The following is a 15,314-nucleotide window of genomic DNA, read 5'->3' on the forward strand; positions in this document are numbered from 1 at the left end:
CTCGCACATGTCTGACCGCTCTCAGCATCTGATCGGCCTACTGCTCGGCGCCGAGGAGGACTGGCCGCAGGCTTTCGAAGCGCTCCTTCGCCAGGTCGGGCCGGTGACCGACACGGCGGGGACCACCCACGAGTTCAGCACCGAACGGCTGTCCATCGAGCCGTTCGACCTGAACGACCCGGTCCGGGTCGGGCTGGTGATCGACCGGCTCGCGTACTGGTACTACCACCCGCGCGAGTGGCTGAAGAAGGCCGCGCTGATGAACGGCACCTACCTGCTGAACTCGCCGTTCACCTTCCAGTCGATGGAGAAACACAGCGCGTACTGCGCGATGCTCCGGCTCGGCCTGAAGATCCCGCGGACCGTGCTGGTGCCGTACAAGAACCCGGTCGACAACGTGCGCTGGGCGTACACGTCGGCGAAGTACAACAAGCCGTTCGACCTGGACGCGATCGCGGACGACCTCGGCTATCCGATGTACATGAAGCCGTTCGACGGCGGCGGCTGGCGCGGCGTCTCCCGGATCAACAACCCCGACGACCTGCACAAGGCCTACGACGAGTCCGGCGAGATGCTGATGCACCTGCAGGCGACGGTCGAGTACGAGAAGTTCGCCCGGGCGCTGTCGATCGGCGCCGAGACGATGGTGATGGACTTCCGCCCCGACGAGCCGATGCACAACCGGTACGCCGTCTCGCACGACTTCCTCAGTCCGTCGGCCGGCCACCAGGCGGTCGCGATCAGCCGGATCGTCAACGCATTCTTCGGCTGGGAGTTCAACTCCTGCGAGATGCTCGTGCACGGCGATTCGGTGCACCCGATCGACTACGCGAACGCCTGCCCGGACGTCGCGATCACCTCACTGCACTACTACTTCCCGTGGGCGATCAGCGCGCTGGTGAAGTGGTCGGTGTTCTCGCTCGCGACCGGCCGGCGGACCAAGGTCGACCTGCACACCGAGCGCTACTTCGCGATCGCCGACGACGATTCGCTCGACTACGACGCGAAGATCGACGCCTACCTGGCCCTGGCCGACGAGTACTTCGAGACCGCGAAGTACCGCGAGTGGTGTGCCGAGAACCTGACCGACTTCGACGAGCGGCTCGTCGACTGGGTTCGCGGCGACGACTTCGACCGCATCCTGCGCGAGACGGTCGCAGCGACGTACCCGGCCCATGAGCAGGAGAAGTTCCTGGCCCACTTCCGCGGCCTGACCAGTCTGTGGGTCACCGACCAGTCAAAGTAGAACGGCTATCAGGGTGGCGGCGATCGCCAATTGAATCGTCACCGAGGTCGCGCGCCGCCCTGGCCGTCTGGCATCCGTCCAGTGCAGGTCCGGCCATGCCCAGCCGGCCAGGCCGACATCTACCGCCAGCAGGACGAGACCGATCAGCCAGAGCCACGGTGGGAACGCCTGCCAATCCACAGTCGCCCGTGCGAAGAACAGGAAGAGAATCCCGGCCGCGACGATCAGTACGAGGTCGAGCCGGTCCCGCAGCTTGCGCCGGTGGATCTGCCACAGGGCGAGCAGCGGGTAGCCGATCGCCAGGACCAGCGCGAAGGCGGTTCTCATGACTGCTCCGCAAGCAGCTTGGTCCCGAAGTCGTCCACCGAGGCCGCCACATCGGACAGCACGACCACTGCGCGCTTCCGCTCCAGGTCGAGGCCGACGAACGAGCGATAGCCGCCAGTACCTCCGTTGTGCCAGACCATCGAGTGATCGGTTCCGGTCAGCGGGCTGGTAAGCCAGAACAGCCCGATGCGGTCGCCGTCGCCGAAATCCTTCCTAGCAGCCAGTGCTTCGACGCCGGTGCCTCTCAGCAACGACTGCAGCATCAGCGCCATGTCGCCCGAGGTGGACACGACCCCTCCGGCCGGGCCGTACCCGTCCTGGGCCCACGGCGCCTCCTTCCGACCGCCCGAGCTGTAGCCGACGGGTGCTGTCGCGTTCACCTGGGTCTCGTTCATCTGCAGTGGTTGGAGCACTCGCTCCGACAGAAGCTCCGAGTAGCTCTTCCCTGCTTTGTGGGCGAGCGCCTGACCGAGCAGCGCCGCGCCGAGATTCGAGTACGCCGGTTTGCCACGTCCCCCGGTGCCGGCTGCCTTGGCTTGGTCGATCACCTGCTTCACGTCGTACGGGTAGGGATTGCCCGCGGACCAGCTGGCGAGGAGTGACCGTGCGACGACGAGCGGCTGGTGCGAGGTGTTCGGGAGGCCGGACGTGTGGGTCGCCAGTTCCTCGAGCGAGGCGCTGGCGACGTCTGCTCCCTCGAGCGGAAGCAGTGAGCCGACCTGCTGATCCAGCTTCACCTCGCCACGGCGTACCGAGTCGGCGAGCAGCAAGCCGGTCAGGGCCTTGCTGATCGAGCCGATCTCGAACCGGCCGTGCTCGTTCGCACCTCGGCCGGCGAAGACCATCGAGTTGTCACCGATGACCGCAACGGCCAGCCGGTGCCCGGGCCCTTCGTAGTTCTTATCGATGAAGGCCTGCAGTTTGTCGTCACCGGTCCGCGCCGCCTCCAGGTCGAGGCTGCGCGGCCGGACCAGCCAGCCGCCGGCTGTCACCGCGATCGCCAGTAGTACGGCGATGAGTTTCATACTGACCTCTCCAAAGCAACCAAGATCGCCCGTAGCGCATCCACCCGATTCGGCGGTACGGCGAAGACGCCGCGGCTCGGGCTGTGCAGCCAGCCTTCGGCAGTCAACTGCCGCAGATGGTGGTAGATCTGCCCGCTCGTGCCAAGACCCTGGACCGCACTGAGTGCGTTGACTGTGCTGGTCCCGCGCAGGATCTGCTGCATCAAGGTCAGCCGCACCGGGTTCCCGAGTGCTGCGAGCGCCCCAGCCCACACCGTCCAGTCCAGCTCCAGGACGGCGTCTTCTGTGGGCTCGACGGCCTGTGGACGAAGCCGGGCCGAGGCGCCGGATTCCAGCGCGGCGATCCGCCGCTCCAGCTCGGCGAGCCGGTTATCCACAGCTTCTTCCACATTGTGGATAGTACGTAGTTACGTAGCTATTGCAACAACCCGAGACTCTAAAGTGTCGTGGTGCGCGATGACGAGGTACCGGCGTGGTGGCAGCGGCTCGGGGTGGACGGATTGATGGACGTGCACGTCCACTTCCTGCCGGACGCGGTGCTGGACGCGGTGTGGCGGTATTTCGACCAGGCAGAAGAGCACTACGGCAGAGCCTGGCCGATCACCTATCGAACGCCCGTGGCCGAGCGATTGGAGACGCTGCGCGCACTCGGCGTACGGCGGTTCCCGGCGCTCGTCTACCCGCACAAGCCCGACATGGCCGCGTGGCTGAACCAGTGGGCACGGGACTTCGCGGCCGCGACACCCGGCTGCGTCCCGAGCGGAACGTTCTTCCCGGAACCAGGCGCAGCGCAGTACGTGAAAGAGGCTCTGGAGCTGGGCACTCGGATCTTCAAGGTGCATGTCCAGGTCGGCGACTACGACCCGCGCGACGACGAGCTCGACGCGGTCTGGGGCCAGCTGGCCGAGGCCGGCGTGCCGGCTGTGGTGCATTGCGGATCAGGGCCGATTCCCGGCAGTCATACCGGCCCTGGGCCGTTCGGTGAAGTGCTGCGCAGGCACCCACGACTGACCGCGGTCATCGCACACCTGGGCATGCCGGAGTACGCCGAGCATCTCGCGCTGGCCGAGACGTATCCAGGAGTGCACCTGGACACAACGATGGCGTTCACGCCGTTCGCGGAGGCGATGATGCCGGTCGACCGCTCGCTGCTGCCGCGGTTGGCCGCACTGCAGGAGCGGATCGTGCTCGGGTCGGACTTCCCGAACATCCCCTACGAGTACGCGGTACAACTGGAATCGCTGGAACGCCTCGACCTCGGCGACGACTGGCTGCGCGCCGTCTGCCACTACAACGGCGCGCGGCTACTCGGCGGGTAGCTCCTGGGTCGGCAGCCGGGATGCGAACCAGGCAAGTGTGAGCCCGGTCAGCAGAGCATCGCGGTCAAGGTCCAGGTTGACCAGTTGGGCGTTCCAGGCCAGCAGTGCTGTGCTGAGCACCAGCGCCGAGATCTGCTGGCTCTCGGTGAACGCAGTGAGGTTCCCGTTGAACCAGCGCACTTCGGCGAGCTCCGCCGCGTCCAGCCCACGCTGCTGGGCCTGCGCTTCGGTCACTTCCGTGTACGCCGGGGTCGCGTCGAGCCCGAACTGGTCGTCGCCGACCCGGTACTCGTCGTACCCGAGGCGGCGCATCAGCTCGTCCCAGCCGGCCGCGCTCCGGCGGCTCGGGGAACCGCCGGGCGGACCGGTCAGCGCCGTCCAGGCGATCGACGGGATCACCAGGTGGTACCTGCCCGTCGCCTCCAACCGGCCGGCCGCGTCGAGCACATCCATCACGCCACTCGGCCACGCATGGGTGAGCAGTGCCGGCCGGGCGTCGGGATGGGCGGACCGCAGGTGCAGGAAGTGCACGAACTGACCGCTGATCTCGGTGCTGTAGTGGCTGTAGGCGTTCAGACGACGCTCGTGCACCCGCCAGTCGTAGCCGGTGACCCAGTAGTCGAGCAGGTCGTCGGCGTAGACGGCCGGGACGATGCGGTCGAGGCCCGCTGCTATGTAGTCACCGCCCGCGCGGAACGTCCGGAGCCGCTGGTACAGCGACTCCAGCTCGGCCTGCGGCACCTGGAGCCGGAGCTCCCGGACCTCCGCAGTTCGCTCGATTCCCACCCGACGACCTCCACCCATCTCCCCGTACCGACCGCATCTCCCCCAGCATGATGCGCCGAACCACGAGTTGGTTCGGTGCTGACTTCCTTTCTAACGAGGCTCGGCACCGTTCGGTTGGTCCCGGGCCTGCAACTTGCTGCAATTCGAGGTTTCTCGAAAAGTGTTGACAACGCTGTCTTCACCGATGGGCAGGCCATTGCCGCAGTTATTCCAACGTTGTAGTGTCATCGCGACCGCGCACTCATTGCATCGGAGGCCCTCGATGTCATCCACCCCGGTCCAGTCCGGACCACCCCGCGCCGAGCACCCCCGGCCGCAGTTCGTCCGGCCCGACTGGCTGACCCTGAACGGCGAGTGGCAGTTCGAACTCGACCGCTCCGACTCCGGCCTCGAGCGCGGCGTCCGCGATCGCGACCTGTTGCAGCGGATCGTCGTCCCGTTCGCCCCCGAGTCGCAGCTGTCCGGGATCGAGAACGTCGACTTCCTGGAAGCCGTCTGGTACCGGACGACGGTCACCGTCCCGGCCTCCTGGTCCGGCCGGGAGGCAGTGCTGCACTTCCAGGCCGTCGACCACGACGCGACCGTCTGGGTGAACGGCGTCGAGGTGGTCCGCCATCGTGGCGGTTTCACCCCGTTCAGCGCTTCGCTGGCAGGCGTGGCCGAGCCCGGCGACGAGGCCGTGATCGTGGTCCGTGCGCGAGACACGCGGTACGGCGTACAGGCTCGTGGCAAGCAGAGTCAGCCGTACTTCAACGCGGACTGCCACTACACGCGGACGACCGGGATCTGGCAGACCGTCTGGCTGGAGGCTGTCCCGACCGTGCATCTGCTGCGGCCGCGAATCACCCCCGACGTGGCCGGCTCTTCGTTCCATCTCTCCGTTCCGATCTCGGCGAACAAGCCGGGCTGGAAGGTGCGCGCCGTCGTGACCGACGACGCGGGCGAGGTGGTGAGCGCCGAGGTCCGGGCCGATCTCGATCTCGCGCCGCGACTCGTGCTGGCCGTCCCCGCCGACCGGGTCAGGCTCTGGGACACGACCGACCCCCACCTGTACGGCGTACGGCTCGAGCTGATCGATGCCTCCGGCAACATTGTCGACAGTGCCGACAGCTATGCCGGCCTGCGGTCGGTGTCGATCAACGGGCAGGCCGTTCTGATCAACGGCAAGCACGTGTTCCAGCGGCTCGTGCTGGACCAGGGCTACTGGCCCGAGAGCCTGATGACGGCTCCTTCGGAAGAAGCCTTGGTGGCCGACATCGAGTTGAGTCTCGCGGCCGGGTTCAACGGGGCGCGGTTGCACCAGAAGGTCTTCGAGGAGCGGTTCCTGTACCACGCGGATCGGCTCGGGTATCTGGTCTGGGGCGAGTTCGGTGACTGGGGTGCGAGCGTCGCCGGGACCGGGGACGACAACCAGCAGCCGACGGCATCGTTCGTGACGCAGTGGCTCGAAGCGGTCGAGCGCGACTACAGCCACCCGTCGATCATCGGCTGGTGCCCGCTGAACGAGACGCATCAGTTACTGCACGACCGCATCACGCAACTCGATGACGTCACCCGCGCGATGTTCCTTGCCACGAAGGCCGCCGACACCTCGCGACCGGTGCTCGACGCGTCGGGCTACTCGCACCGCGTGCCTGAAACGGACATCTGGGATTCGCACAACTACGAACAGGACCCGGTCGAGTTCGGCAAGCAGATGGCCGGCCTGGTCGACGGAACGCCGTACGGGAACACCGGCGGTGCGGACGATCGGCCGATCTCGCTGGCCTATGCGGGGCAGCCCTATTTCTGCAGCGAGTTCGGCGGGATCTGGTGGAACCCGGAGGCGGCCGAGAGCTCGTCGGGGAACGACAACACCGAATCTTGGGGCTATGGGCAACGAGTCGCGGACGAGGAGGATTTCTACGAGCGGTTCACCGGCCTGGTCGACGTGCTGCTCGACAACCCGTTGATGTTCGGCTATTGCTACACGCAACTGACCGACGTCTTCCAGGAGGAGAACGGGATCTACCGCTTCGACCGCTCGGTCAAGCTGGACGTCGAACGGATCCGTGCCGCGCAGATCCGGCCCGCTGCCTTCGAAGCCGGCGAATAGCTCAGCTCAGCAACACCCTCTGACCCAGCGCCGGGTCAGAGGGTGTTGGTGACGAGCTGCAGGAGCAGGCTGGTGGCGGCTACTGCGACCCAGAGGATGGCGCCGAGCAGGAGGGGGCGGAGGCCGGCGGCGCGGAGTTCGGCGGGGCGGAGCGAGAGGCCGATCGCGGCGAGGGCGCAGGTGATCAGGAAGGTGCCGGTCAGCGTCAGGCCCGGTTGCCAGGCGTCGGGGACCAGGCCCGCACTCCTCAGTGCCGCGGCCGCGACGAAGCCGACCAGGAACAGCGGCACCAGCTTCCGCCAGGGCAACTTCCGCCGCTCGACCGCGTCGACCTGCGCCGACCCGGCGGTGGGGGGCGTCGGCTCGGCGGTGGGGGGCGTCGGCTCGGCGGTGGGGGGCGTCGGCTCGGCGGTGGGGGGCGTCGGCTCGGCGGTGAGGGTCGTCGGCTCGGCGCCCGCGGGGTGCGTCGACTCGGCGGTGGCGGGCGTTGTGCGGGCGTCTCGGCGGGACTTGAGGAGGACCAGGGTGAGGACGATGGGGACGAGGGTGAGTGAGCGTGTCAGCTTGACGACGAGCGCCTGGTCGCCTGCCGACTGGGAGTAGGCGTAGCCGGCCGCGACGACCGATGAGGTGTCGTTGATCGCAGTACCGGCCCAGAGGCCGAAGGCTTCCGGGCTGAGCCCGAGAAGATGGCCGAGCGGCGGAAACGCCAGCACAGCAACGACATTGAACGTGAAGATCGTGGCGAGCGCATACGCCACCGACGATCGCTTCGCCCCGATCGCGGCCGTCGCGGCGGCGATCGCCGACCCGCCACAGATCGCAGTACCGACTCCGATCAACGTCTGCGTATCCCCCCGTACGCCGAGCAGCCGGCCGAACACCCAGGCGCCACCCAGTGCGACGGTCAGCGTGCCGAGCATCACCGGCAATGAGGACCCACCCACGCGCACCACCTGCTGCAGAGACAACCCGGTGCCGAGCACGACGATCGACAACTGCAGCAGATTCTTCGAGGCGAACTCGTACCCGGGCCGCAACCGCTCACGCCGCAACACCGGCACGACAACTCCAGCCAGTACGCCGAGCACGATCCCGAACACCGGTCCCCCGACGACCGGCACCAACCGCCCCAGCCCAACCGCGACCGCCGCCAACACGACCACAACCCCAACCCCAGGCAATCGCCCCACCCACCTGGCAAGAGACCCGACAGGAGCGGCGGAAACACCAAGTACGGACGCGGGTACGGCGTGCGCCGGCACGGCGGAGTCGCGGTCGGTCGCGGTTGGTGTTGCGGTGCTGGACGGGGTTGGGGTCGGGGGGTGCTTGGGTGACCTAACCTCGACGTGCAGCATGCGGCGGACCTCTCCGGAGTAAATGTACGCACATTTACGCTAAGAGATGACCGGACATTTGGCAAGACGGCGGGCTGCGCCGTCCCTGGAGGAGTGGGAGCTGACGACCGGATGACCGAGCGCAGGCTCGACCGCAGTGGTGGTCAGACGCTGTGGAAGCAGTTGCAGCAGGACCTGGTCCGACGGCTCCGGGCCGGGGAGTTCGACGACCTGTTCCCCGGCGAACTCGCCCTGGTGGAGGACTACGCCGTCAGCCGCCACACCGTCCGCCAGGCGCTCGCCAAACTGCGCGCGGACGGGCTGATCGTCGCCGAGCGCGGCCGCCAACCACGCGTCGCGACCACCCCGGAGATCCGTCAGCCGATGGGCGCGCTGTACAGCCTGTTCTCCTCGGTCGAAGCATCCGGCCTCCCCCAGCACAGCGTCGTACGCGCCTTGGACGTCCGCGCCGACGGCGTGATCGCGAGCCGCCTCGACCTCGAAGCATCGAGCCCGCTCGTCTATCTCGAGCGCGTCCGCTTCGCCGGCGACGAACCGCTGGCGCTCGACCGGGTCTGGCTGCCGAAGGCCGTCGCTGAAGGACTGCTCGACGCCGACTTCAGCCACACCAGCCTCTACAACGAGCTCGCCGAGCGCACCGGCCTCCGCCTCGACCACGGCCGCGAAGACATCCGCGCGGTCAACCCCACCCCGGCCGAGCGCGCCCTCCTCCATTGCCCCGCCGACGCCGCAGCCTTCTCGATCAACCGCCTCGGGCACGCTCAGGGCCGCAAGATCGAATGGCGCCACACCGTCGTCCGCGGCGACCGCTTCGCCCTCGCCGCCGAGTTCTCCGCCCACCAGGGTTACCGCCTGACCCCCGCCACCACCGCCACCTCGCTCCCCTGACCGAGGACGTGACCGAGGGCCAGGTCGCCACCGCCAGCCACGCGGCCCCCTCGGTCAGAGCGTGGTGGACTGGAGATGGTCGACCACGACGAATTCGGCCCCGGCGGTGGCTACCGACGTACGGAGTTTGCTGAGGCCGCCCCAGTCGACGGCCGGCTTGTCCAGAGGTTGGTCGAAGTCGTCCCAGTGCGTGGCGATCACCGTCTTCACCGGCTTGAGCGTCGCCAGCAGCCGATCGGTGACACCCGGCTCACCACCGGGCGCAGCCAGTACTACGTCGACTTGCAGATCGCGCAGCGCCCCGGGATCGAACCCCGCAGTACTGAGACTCAAGATCCGCAGCCCACCGATGGTCAGTACATAGGCCAACGTCCCGCCCTCGACAAGATCGGCGATCGTCCGCGGCCTGGCCGGTACTGCGCCCGGCCGCGTCCCGGGGAAGGCGAACTGATGCCGCTTCCCGCCACAAGAATGCACCGACCGGAACACCTCGACCGTGAACCCTTCGAACGGCAGATACTCACCACCCGACACCTGCGACAGCTGGTCCGCCGGCGCACGGAGAGCCCGGAGAAGGTTCAGGTGGCTCTCGTTGCCGAGTACGGTCGCGCCCGTCTTGCGCGCGACGTACGGCACATCGGGGAGATGGTCGTAGTGACCGTGATGCACGAGGATCGCGTCGGCCGCGGTCACGTAGCGGTCGATCACGGCCGGCGAGCTCACGATCCGCGTCGCCGAATCGGCACCCGCGGCCGAATACGTCCCGGTGTGAAACCGCGTCAACCAGGGATCAGTCAGTACGACGTACTTCCCGCACCGGATCTGCCAAGCGTGATTCCCCCACCACGTGAACTCCACCGGCTCCCGCGCCCCACCGCTGACTCGAGCTGCCGATCCCGTTGCGGCATCGGCGCCTTCAGCAGCCCGTACTCCGGCCGCTCCGGCCACCGCCGCTGCAGTCGCCGCCGTTCCACCTAGCAGGACCCGTCTCCGACTGACCGACATTCTCGCCTCCTCCCGCCCGCCGGCCTGCCCGGCAAGCGGTCCTCAGTCAAAGTGCCGACGACGGTTCATGTCGAATATGCTCTTAAACATGAACCGATCCGCTGGTGATATCGACGCAGGTCAGCCAGGTCATGCTGACTGAACGGCACCTGCAGATCTTTGTGGCGATCGCCGACGAACGACACTTCGGCGACGCAGCCCGAGTCGTCGGCATCACCCAGCCACCGTTATCCCAGGGCCTGCGCCGACTGGAGGCTCTGGTCGGCGCCAAGCTGTTCGAGCGCGGCCCCGGGCAGGTCGAACTCACCCCCGCCGGCGCGGCCCTCCTTCCCTTCGCCCGCCGCGCCCTGAACTCGTTCGAAGAGTTCCACCAGGCGGCGAGCGCCCAGGACCCAGAGGCACCCGAGCTACGCCTCGGCCTGGCGCCTGAAGTCCCCGCGGCCGTCGGTGCCGCAGTAGCGGCCGCCTGCACCGAGGCCCTTCGTAGTACGCGAGTCTCCGTCGTGACAGCTCCCACAAGCTCGCTGGTGGCTGCCGTAGCGAGCGGGCGGCTCGGGCTGGCCGCAGTACTGCATCCTGCAGTGCTGGACGGACTGCAAGCCGGGCCAGTCACACTGCTGCCGACGTGGGCTCTGGTACCGACTTCGCTCGTACCGGACGACGGCGATCCACTGCGCCTCGGAAAGCTCAGCGGGCTCCCGGTAGCGGTCCGACCGCGCGCCGAGGCACCCGCGGCGCGCGACCTGTTCCTCGACACACTTGCTCTGCACCGCCCGACCGGCGGCACGGTAGTGGTCACAGACGAGCGCGCAGGGCTGGCAATGGCTGCAGCCGGACAGGCGATTCTGGTGACCGCCGACCCTCAGCTGGAAGCGGCAGGCGTCGGCCGCCACCGCCTGGTCGACGATCCACTCCCAGTCCGGCTCCGCCTGGTCTGGCCCCAGTCCCGTACGCCGTCCGCGCTCCCCGCCGAGGTCATTCCCCACCTGACGAAGGCGCTGGCCGCCTCATGAACGCCACCGAAGCGCAGTCCACCGGCCGGATCCGGGCGATCTTCGAAGACGCCGGCGTTCGCGGCTGGCTGCACGCGACCCCGCTCGACCGACCGCACGAGACCATCGAGATCGACTCCGACGCCGTAGTACCGCTGGCGTCGGTCTACAAGTTGCCCCTGCTCGTGGGCTTTTGCCAGCTCGTCGACCAAGGCCGGTTGGACCCACGCGAGCAGGTCACTCTGTTGCCTGAAGCAAGGACTCCTGGTCCGACCGGCCTTTCCTTGCTGGCCGATCCGATCACGATCTCGCGGCGCGACCTCGCCGTCTTGATGATGACGGTCTCCGACAACGCCGCGGCGGACGCGCTCCTCGACCACGTCGGTCTCGACCGGCTCGGGACCATCCTGGGCGAGCTCGGCCTGACCCGGACCCGGATCCGACGCGGAGCCGCCGACAACCTCCGGGCGCTGCAGCGCAGTACGGGCGCACCTGACGCCGACGCGGCGCTCGCAGTACTGGCGGACAACGACCGGACCGATCCGCCCGGCGTCTACGAAGCCGCCAACGCGTCGTCCGGCACCGCTCGCGAGCTCACCCGGCTCCTGAGCCGGCTGTGGACCGGCGACCTGCTTTCGGCCGAACAAACCCACTTCGCCCGAACCACGATGGAACGTCAGATCTTCCAGCACCGGATCGCCGCGGGATTCCCGTACGACGGGGTGCGCGTCGCCGGGAAGACCGGCACCTTCGGGGCGCTCCGGCACGAGGCCGCCGTGGTGACCTTGCCCGGAGGGGACGCGTACGCCGTCGCCGTACTCACCCTCGCCGCGCGAAGCGACAGCCGCCTTCCCCGGGTCGACGCCGCCATCGGCGAGGCCGCCCGGGTCGCGGTCGATCTGTTGCGCTAGTCGTTCACCACCGCGAAGGCCTCGATCTCGATCAGCGCCTCGGGGCTGAACAACGAGACCACCTGCACCGCAGTACTGGCCGGTGGGTTGGCCGTGTCGATGTGGGTATCGCGCACGGACCGGATGACCGGCAGGAACGCGATGTCGGTGACATAGACGCCGAACTTCACCACGTCGGCGAAGGTCGCTCCGGCAGCGGCGAGACAGCGCTCCAGGTTGGTGAAGATCTGCTTCGCCTGCGCTGCTGGATCGCCGTCGCCGACCAGGTTGCCGTCGGCATCCAGCGCGACCTGCCCGGCGATCGCCACCCAGCGTCCCGGCCCGGTCACCACATGGCTATAACCGTTGCCTGGAGCAACATCTTCGGGCTTCGGATACGAGAGATTCGTCAAGGATTCCTCCAGAGTCGATCAGACCCCCATCCTCGCCGACCCACTCGCCCCGCACCACCACATACTTCGCATACCCGGCATGCCGCTCAGGAATGGCCACTGGCGCCGGCCGCGACCCGGGCTCGCGGCGTCTCGGTTCTGAAGGACTCGCCGAGTTCGGGGCCCAGGCCGAAGTAGTGGCGGAAGTTGTAGATCAAGGGCGACCAGGCGCCGGGATCGACGTACGAGGTGCCCGGTACGACGACGCGCTCGTCAGCGTGGACTCGCAAGACCTTTGCCTGGACGATGTAGAAGTTGCCCCCGGCATCCAGTTGTACGTCGTCCGCGCGCGCCTCGAACTGTAGGGGGCATTCGGCGACCCGCGGTGGGCGGACCAACTCGGCCCGGACCGGCGTCAGCCCGGCCGTCTCGAACTTGGCCGGCTCGTAGCGGAACCGGTCCTGCTTCGCCGCCGGGACCGGGTCGCGACCGGTGCAGCCGGCGATCCGCTCGACGTTTTGCCACAACTCGGGTGACGGGAAGTTGATCACCAGGTCAGGTCGTTCCCGCAGATTGCCAGCCGTCTGCCCCTCCTTGCCGAGGCCGAGGACGACCACATCCCCAAGGGACCAGGCCGACGACATCGGGGCGAGGTTGAAGGTGCCGTCGGGGTTCTCCGTCGACAACAGCTCGACCGGCGTTCCGACGTACAGGATGGACGGTTCGATGGTGAGATGAGCCATGCGTTCGACGCTAGGAGCGAGATGCTTCGGTGCCCGCCGAACCATCCGCGAGGCAGGATGGTGGGGTGAACATCGCCAGCGAAGGCCAGGAGCTTGCGTCCTGGGCACGGATGCTCGCCGACGGCACCCGCGCCACGGCGTGCCTCGCGCTGCTCGACGGACGGGCGTGGACGGCGACCGAACTCGCCCGGCTGGCAGGCGTTTCGCGGCCGACGATCAGCGAACACCTGAACGTGCTGGTGGCCGGCGGCCTGCTCACCGAAGTACGGCAAGGGCGGCACCGCTATGTGAAGCTGGCCGGACCCGAGACGGCTGAGCTGCTGGAAGGACTGGCGGCGCTGGCGCCTCGGCGTACGGAAATTGCCACCAGCCTCGCGGCGGCGAGCAAGCGGGACGCGTTCGCCCGCGCCCGCACCTGCTACGACCACCTCGCAGGGAGACTCGGGGTCGCCTTGACCGACGCGATGACCGAGCGCGGGTTGCTCGACTGGTCCGACGGTGTCGCGTTGACCACGGAAGGTCAACGCTGGCTGGAGAACCTCGGCATCCAGGTCGACCCCGGCCGCGGCCGGCCGTTGGTCCGGTCGTGCCTCGACGTGACCGAGCGGCGGCCGCACCTGGCCGGCCGGGTGGGTGCGGCGTTGTGCGAACACGCTTTGAAACAAGGCTGGGTGACACACATCACGGGTGGCCGTGCACTCAAGGTGACCGGATCGGTGCGCGATCTCGGGTTACCCGCGGGCGTCGTACGAGATCTACTGTCCCGAGGCTGAGCCGGGAAAAATCCGCCGTTCCCGCCAGGGCGTGAGATCGCCGGCCGGGACACGCAGCGGATGAGCATTCCGCGCGGATTCGGCCTACCCTTCGGCCATGACTGGTTTCGAGCCCGACACCGAGTTGGTGTCCCGTCTCTCCTTGCCCAGCCATGTGGTCGTCCTGGTGGACGGCCGCTGGTACCGCGGCTGGCTGATCGGCCGCGAGCACGAGGAGACGGGATGGACCGGCACGGTGCAGTACGAGGCCGACGACGGTACGGAACGGACGGAACGCCTGCCGGCGGACCGGATCGCTCTGCCGGAGTCGGACCGGCCGACTGAGCGAGCGTCGTAGGAGGAGGCACAGCGCGAAGGCCCCCTGGAGATCTCCAGGGGGCCTTCGCGCGTAACGACAAGGTCGGGGCGCCTCGAGCGACAGACGAGAACCCCGCCCCAGGCCCTTCGGGCGGTTGACCTGGGGCGGGATCCTCAGTGGCGTTACACACGGTGTATCGGTGATCACACCCCAGGTGTTACACGAATCAGGAAAGTTTCCTCGTCCGGATCAGCCGCTCGGCCACCTCCCGCAACCGCACGTTGTTGTCCTGCGAGTACCTGCGCAGTACTGCGAACGCCTGCTCGTCGGTCAGGCCGAACCGCTCCATCAAGATCCCCTGCGCCTGGCCGACCAGCCGCCGCGAGTCGATCGCCTCCCACAGGCTGGACTCGCTGCGGGCGTTCGCCACCGCGACGGCGGCATGATCGGCGTACATCTGAGCCGTCACGTCGTCGGACTCGCCGAACCGGTCGGTCGCCGGATCGAAGAGATTCAGTACGCCGACCGTCCGGGTCGGCGTCCGGAGCCGGACCGACAACACGCTCCGCAGGGCGACCTCGGTCATCTCGGCCGACCATCGAGGCCAGCGCTCGTCGGCGGCCGCGTTCCCGCTCAGCACGCTCCGCTCCTCCTGGACCGCGTCGTACGCCGGTCCTTCGCCGAGTTCCACCTGCAGCCGGTCGGCCTCCTCGACCAGGGCGTCGGTACTGACCGCCGGCTCGAGCCGGCCCGCGCGCTGGGTCAGCACGACGCTGGCGTGGTTGGTGGCGAGCGCGGTCAGCACGAACTCGAGGAATCGTTCGGCGGTCTGCTCGACGTCAGGCTGGTCATGCAGGACCTGCGCCATCCGGGCCAGATCCTGGGCAAAGCCGTCCTTCACGCTGCCTTGTCCGGGAAAGGCAGAGGCACTGTCGTCACGGGGATCTGGTCCTCAGGGGTTCGGAACCGCTCGTGGCGGCATGCTCCGTCGCCGGCTGACTTCCCAACCGAGTTGAACTTTAACACCCGGGCGTTCAGCGCGGCGGCCCGGAAAGCCGTCTGGAAACTGATCTGAAAAGTGGTCTGGAAAGGGGCGATCCCGACGCACGTGTCTGGACGCCGGGACCTGGATTGAACGGCCTCTCGAGCGACCGGTCACTCCTGACCTCACTGGTGC

General features: G+C 68.0%; 17 protein-coding genes. 8 read left to right on the plus strand and 9 right to left on the minus strand.

Annotated features, from left to right (window positions below):
* The first annotated feature begins 7 nt into the window (after positions 1 to 7).
* The gene (locus tag DIZ26_RS30750) at positions 8 to 1,246 is read left to right on the plus strand and encodes an ATP-grasp domain-containing protein (RefSeq protein ID WP_112247925.1); all 1,239 of its coding nucleotides are present in this window, start codon (positions 8 to 10) and stop codon (positions 1,244 to 1,246) included.
* On the opposite strand, the gene DIZ26_RS30755 is transcribed toward DIZ26_RS30750, so the two are convergent.
* From DIZ26_RS30755 to DIZ26_RS30765, 3 genes are read right to left on the minus strand one after another with little or no spacing between them, the layout of a single operon-like run.
* Complete coding sequence (locus tag DIZ26_RS30755; RefSeq protein ID WP_112247926.1) at positions 1,238 to 1,573, minus strand: hypothetical protein; 336 nt, start codon at positions 1,571 to 1,573, stop codon at positions 1,238 to 1,240. The genes DIZ26_RS30750 and DIZ26_RS30755 overlap by 9 nt on opposite strands.
* The gene (locus DIZ26_RS30760; protein WP_112247927.1) at positions 1,570 to 2,598 is read right to left on the minus strand and encodes a serine hydrolase domain-containing protein; all 1,029 of its coding nucleotides are present in this window, start codon (positions 2,596 to 2,598) and stop codon (positions 1,570 to 1,572) included. The genes DIZ26_RS30755 and DIZ26_RS30760 overlap by 4 nt, the downstream gene beginning before the upstream one ends.
* Positions 2,595 to 2,987: an ArsR family transcriptional regulator gene (locus DIZ26_RS30765; RefSeq protein WP_232828718.1), complete on the minus strand. Its 393-nt coding sequence runs from the start codon at positions 2,985 to 2,987 to the stop codon at positions 2,595 to 2,597. The genes DIZ26_RS30760 and DIZ26_RS30765 overlap by 4 nt, the downstream gene beginning before the upstream one ends.
* A gap of 60 nt (positions 2,988 to 3,047) precedes the next feature.
* Between DIZ26_RS30765 and DIZ26_RS30770 the strand changes: the two genes are divergently transcribed.
* Positions 3,048 to 3,917 carry an amidohydrolase family protein gene (locus tag DIZ26_RS30770; RefSeq protein ID WP_232828719.1) on the plus strand — a complete coding sequence of 290 codons (870 nt, stop codon included), beginning with the start codon at positions 3,048 to 3,050 and terminating at the stop codon, positions 3,915 to 3,917.
* Here the strand turns inward: DIZ26_RS30770 and DIZ26_RS30775 are convergent.
* A complete protein-coding gene (locus DIZ26_RS30775; protein WP_112247929.1) occupies positions 3,903 to 4,703 on the minus strand; it encodes an epoxide hydrolase N-terminal domain-containing protein in 801 nt (266 codons plus the stop codon). The genes DIZ26_RS30770 and DIZ26_RS30775 overlap by 15 nt on opposite strands.
* Before the next feature lie 262 nt (positions 4,704 to 4,965).
* Here DIZ26_RS30775 and DIZ26_RS30780 point away from each other — a divergent pair, with 262 nt between their 5' ends.
* Positions 4,966 to 6,798, plus strand: a complete 1,833-nt coding sequence (locus DIZ26_RS30780; RefSeq protein WP_112247930.1) for a glycoside hydrolase family 2 protein — start codon at positions 4,966 to 4,968, stop codon at positions 6,796 to 6,798.
* Between the two features lie 35 nt (positions 6,799 to 6,833).
* On the opposite strand, the gene DIZ26_RS38445 is transcribed toward DIZ26_RS30780, so the two are convergent.
* Positions 6,834 to 7,964, minus strand: coding sequence for a YeiH family protein (locus DIZ26_RS38445; RefSeq protein ID WP_232828720.1), 1,131 nt, complete (start codon positions 7,962 to 7,964; stop codon positions 6,834 to 6,836).
* A gap of 303 nt (positions 7,965 to 8,267) precedes the next feature.
* On the opposite strand from DIZ26_RS38445, the gene DIZ26_RS30800 reads away from it, so the two are divergent.
* A complete protein-coding gene (locus DIZ26_RS30800) occupies positions 8,268 to 9,044 on the plus strand; it encodes a GntR family transcriptional regulator (protein WP_112247932.1) in 777 nt (258 codons plus the stop codon).
* A 54-nt stretch (positions 9,045 to 9,098) separates the two neighbouring features.
* On the opposite strand, the gene DIZ26_RS30805 is transcribed toward DIZ26_RS30800, so the two are convergent.
* On the minus strand, positions 9,099 to 10,049 hold the full coding sequence (locus DIZ26_RS30805) for an MBL fold metallo-hydrolase (RefSeq protein WP_112247933.1): 951 nt from the start codon (positions 10,047 to 10,049) through the stop codon (positions 9,099 to 9,101).
* A 131-nt stretch (positions 10,050 to 10,180) separates the two neighbouring features.
* On the opposite strand from DIZ26_RS30805, the gene DIZ26_RS30810 reads away from it, so the two are divergent.
* Together DIZ26_RS30810 and DIZ26_RS30815 are read left to right on the plus strand one after the other, a co-directional pair.
* The gene (locus DIZ26_RS30810; RefSeq protein ID WP_112247934.1) at positions 10,181 to 11,062 is read left to right on the plus strand and encodes a LysR family transcriptional regulator; all 882 of its coding nucleotides are present in this window, start codon (positions 10,181 to 10,183) and stop codon (positions 11,060 to 11,062) included.
* Entirely contained in the window at positions 11,059 to 11,952 is an 894-nt protein-coding gene (locus DIZ26_RS30815; protein WP_112247935.1) for a serine hydrolase, read from the plus strand. The genes DIZ26_RS30810 and DIZ26_RS30815 overlap by 4 nt, the downstream gene beginning before the upstream one ends.
* On the opposite strand, the gene DIZ26_RS30820 is transcribed toward DIZ26_RS30815, so the two are convergent.
* Both DIZ26_RS30820 and DIZ26_RS30825 read right to left on the minus strand, forming a co-directional pair.
* The gene (locus tag DIZ26_RS30820; RefSeq protein ID WP_112247936.1) at positions 11,949 to 12,344 is read right to left on the minus strand and encodes a RidA family protein; all 396 of its coding nucleotides are present in this window, start codon (positions 12,342 to 12,344) and stop codon (positions 11,949 to 11,951) included. The two genes, DIZ26_RS30815 and DIZ26_RS30820, sit on opposite strands and share 4 nt — an antisense overlap.
* 86 nt (positions 12,345 to 12,430) lie before the next feature.
* On the minus strand, positions 12,431 to 13,066 hold the full coding sequence (locus DIZ26_RS30825) for a flavin reductase family protein (RefSeq protein ID WP_112247937.1): 636 nt from the start codon (positions 13,064 to 13,066) through the stop codon (positions 12,431 to 12,433).
* Between the two features lie 65 nt (positions 13,067 to 13,131).
* On the opposite strand from DIZ26_RS30825, the gene DIZ26_RS30830 reads away from it, so the two are divergent.
* The gene (locus DIZ26_RS30830; RefSeq protein ID WP_112247938.1) at positions 13,132 to 13,839 is read left to right on the plus strand and encodes an ArsR/SmtB family transcription factor; all 708 of its coding nucleotides are present in this window, start codon (positions 13,132 to 13,134) and stop codon (positions 13,837 to 13,839) included.
* A gap of 97 nt (positions 13,840 to 13,936) precedes the next feature.
* Positions 13,937 to 14,176 carry a hypothetical protein gene (locus DIZ26_RS30835; RefSeq protein ID WP_112247939.1) on the plus strand — a complete coding sequence of 80 codons (240 nt, stop codon included), beginning with the start codon at positions 13,937 to 13,939 and terminating at the stop codon, positions 14,174 to 14,176.
* Between the two features lie 187 nt (positions 14,177 to 14,363).
* On the opposite strand, the gene DIZ26_RS30840 is transcribed toward DIZ26_RS30835, so the two are convergent.
* The gene (locus tag DIZ26_RS30840; RefSeq protein ID WP_112247940.1) at positions 14,364 to 15,038 is read right to left on the minus strand and encodes an ANTAR domain-containing protein; all 675 of its coding nucleotides are present in this window, start codon (positions 15,036 to 15,038) and stop codon (positions 14,364 to 14,366) included.
* Positions 15,039 to 15,314 lie beyond the last annotated feature (276 nt).

The organism is Kribbella monticola (assembly GCF_003261635.1).
Lineage (GTDB): Bacteria > Actinomycetota > Actinomycetes > Propionibacteriales > Kribbellaceae > Kribbella > Kribbella monticola.

Coding starts and splice junctions, on each gene's coding strand:
- DIZ26_RS30750 (WP_112247925.1), top strand. CDS start 8: ATGTCTGACCGCTCTCAGCATCTGATCGGCCTACTGCTCGGCGCCGAG.
- DIZ26_RS30755 (WP_112247926.1), bottom strand. CDS start 1,573: ATGAGAACCGCCTTCGCGCTGGTCCTGGCGATCGGCTACCCGCTGCTC.
- DIZ26_RS30760 (WP_112247927.1), bottom strand. CDS start 2,598: ATGAAACTCATCGCCGTACTACTGGCGATCGCGGTGACAGCCGGCGGC.
- DIZ26_RS30780 (WP_112247930.1), top strand. CDS start 4,966: ATGTCATCCACCCCGGTCCAGTCCGGACCACCCCGCGCCGAGCACCCC.
- DIZ26_RS30800 (WP_112247932.1), top strand. CDS start 8,268: ATGACCGAGCGCAGGCTCGACCGCAGTGGTGGTCAGACGCTGTGGAAG.
- DIZ26_RS30805 (WP_112247933.1), bottom strand. CDS start 10,049: ATGTCGGTCAGTCGGAGACGGGTCCTGCTAGGTGGAACGGCGGCGACT.
- DIZ26_RS30810 (WP_112247934.1), top strand. CDS start 10,181: ATGCTGACTGAACGGCACCTGCAGATCTTTGTGGCGATCGCCGACGAA.
- DIZ26_RS30815 (WP_112247935.1), top strand. CDS start 11,059: ATGAACGCCACCGAAGCGCAGTCCACCGGCCGGATCCGGGCGATCTTC.
- DIZ26_RS30825 (WP_112247937.1), bottom strand. CDS start 13,066: ATGGCTCATCTCACCATCGAACCGTCCATCCTGTACGTCGGAACGCCG.
- DIZ26_RS30835 (WP_112247939.1), top strand. CDS start 13,937: ATGACTGGTTTCGAGCCCGACACCGAGTTGGTGTCCCGTCTCTCCTTG.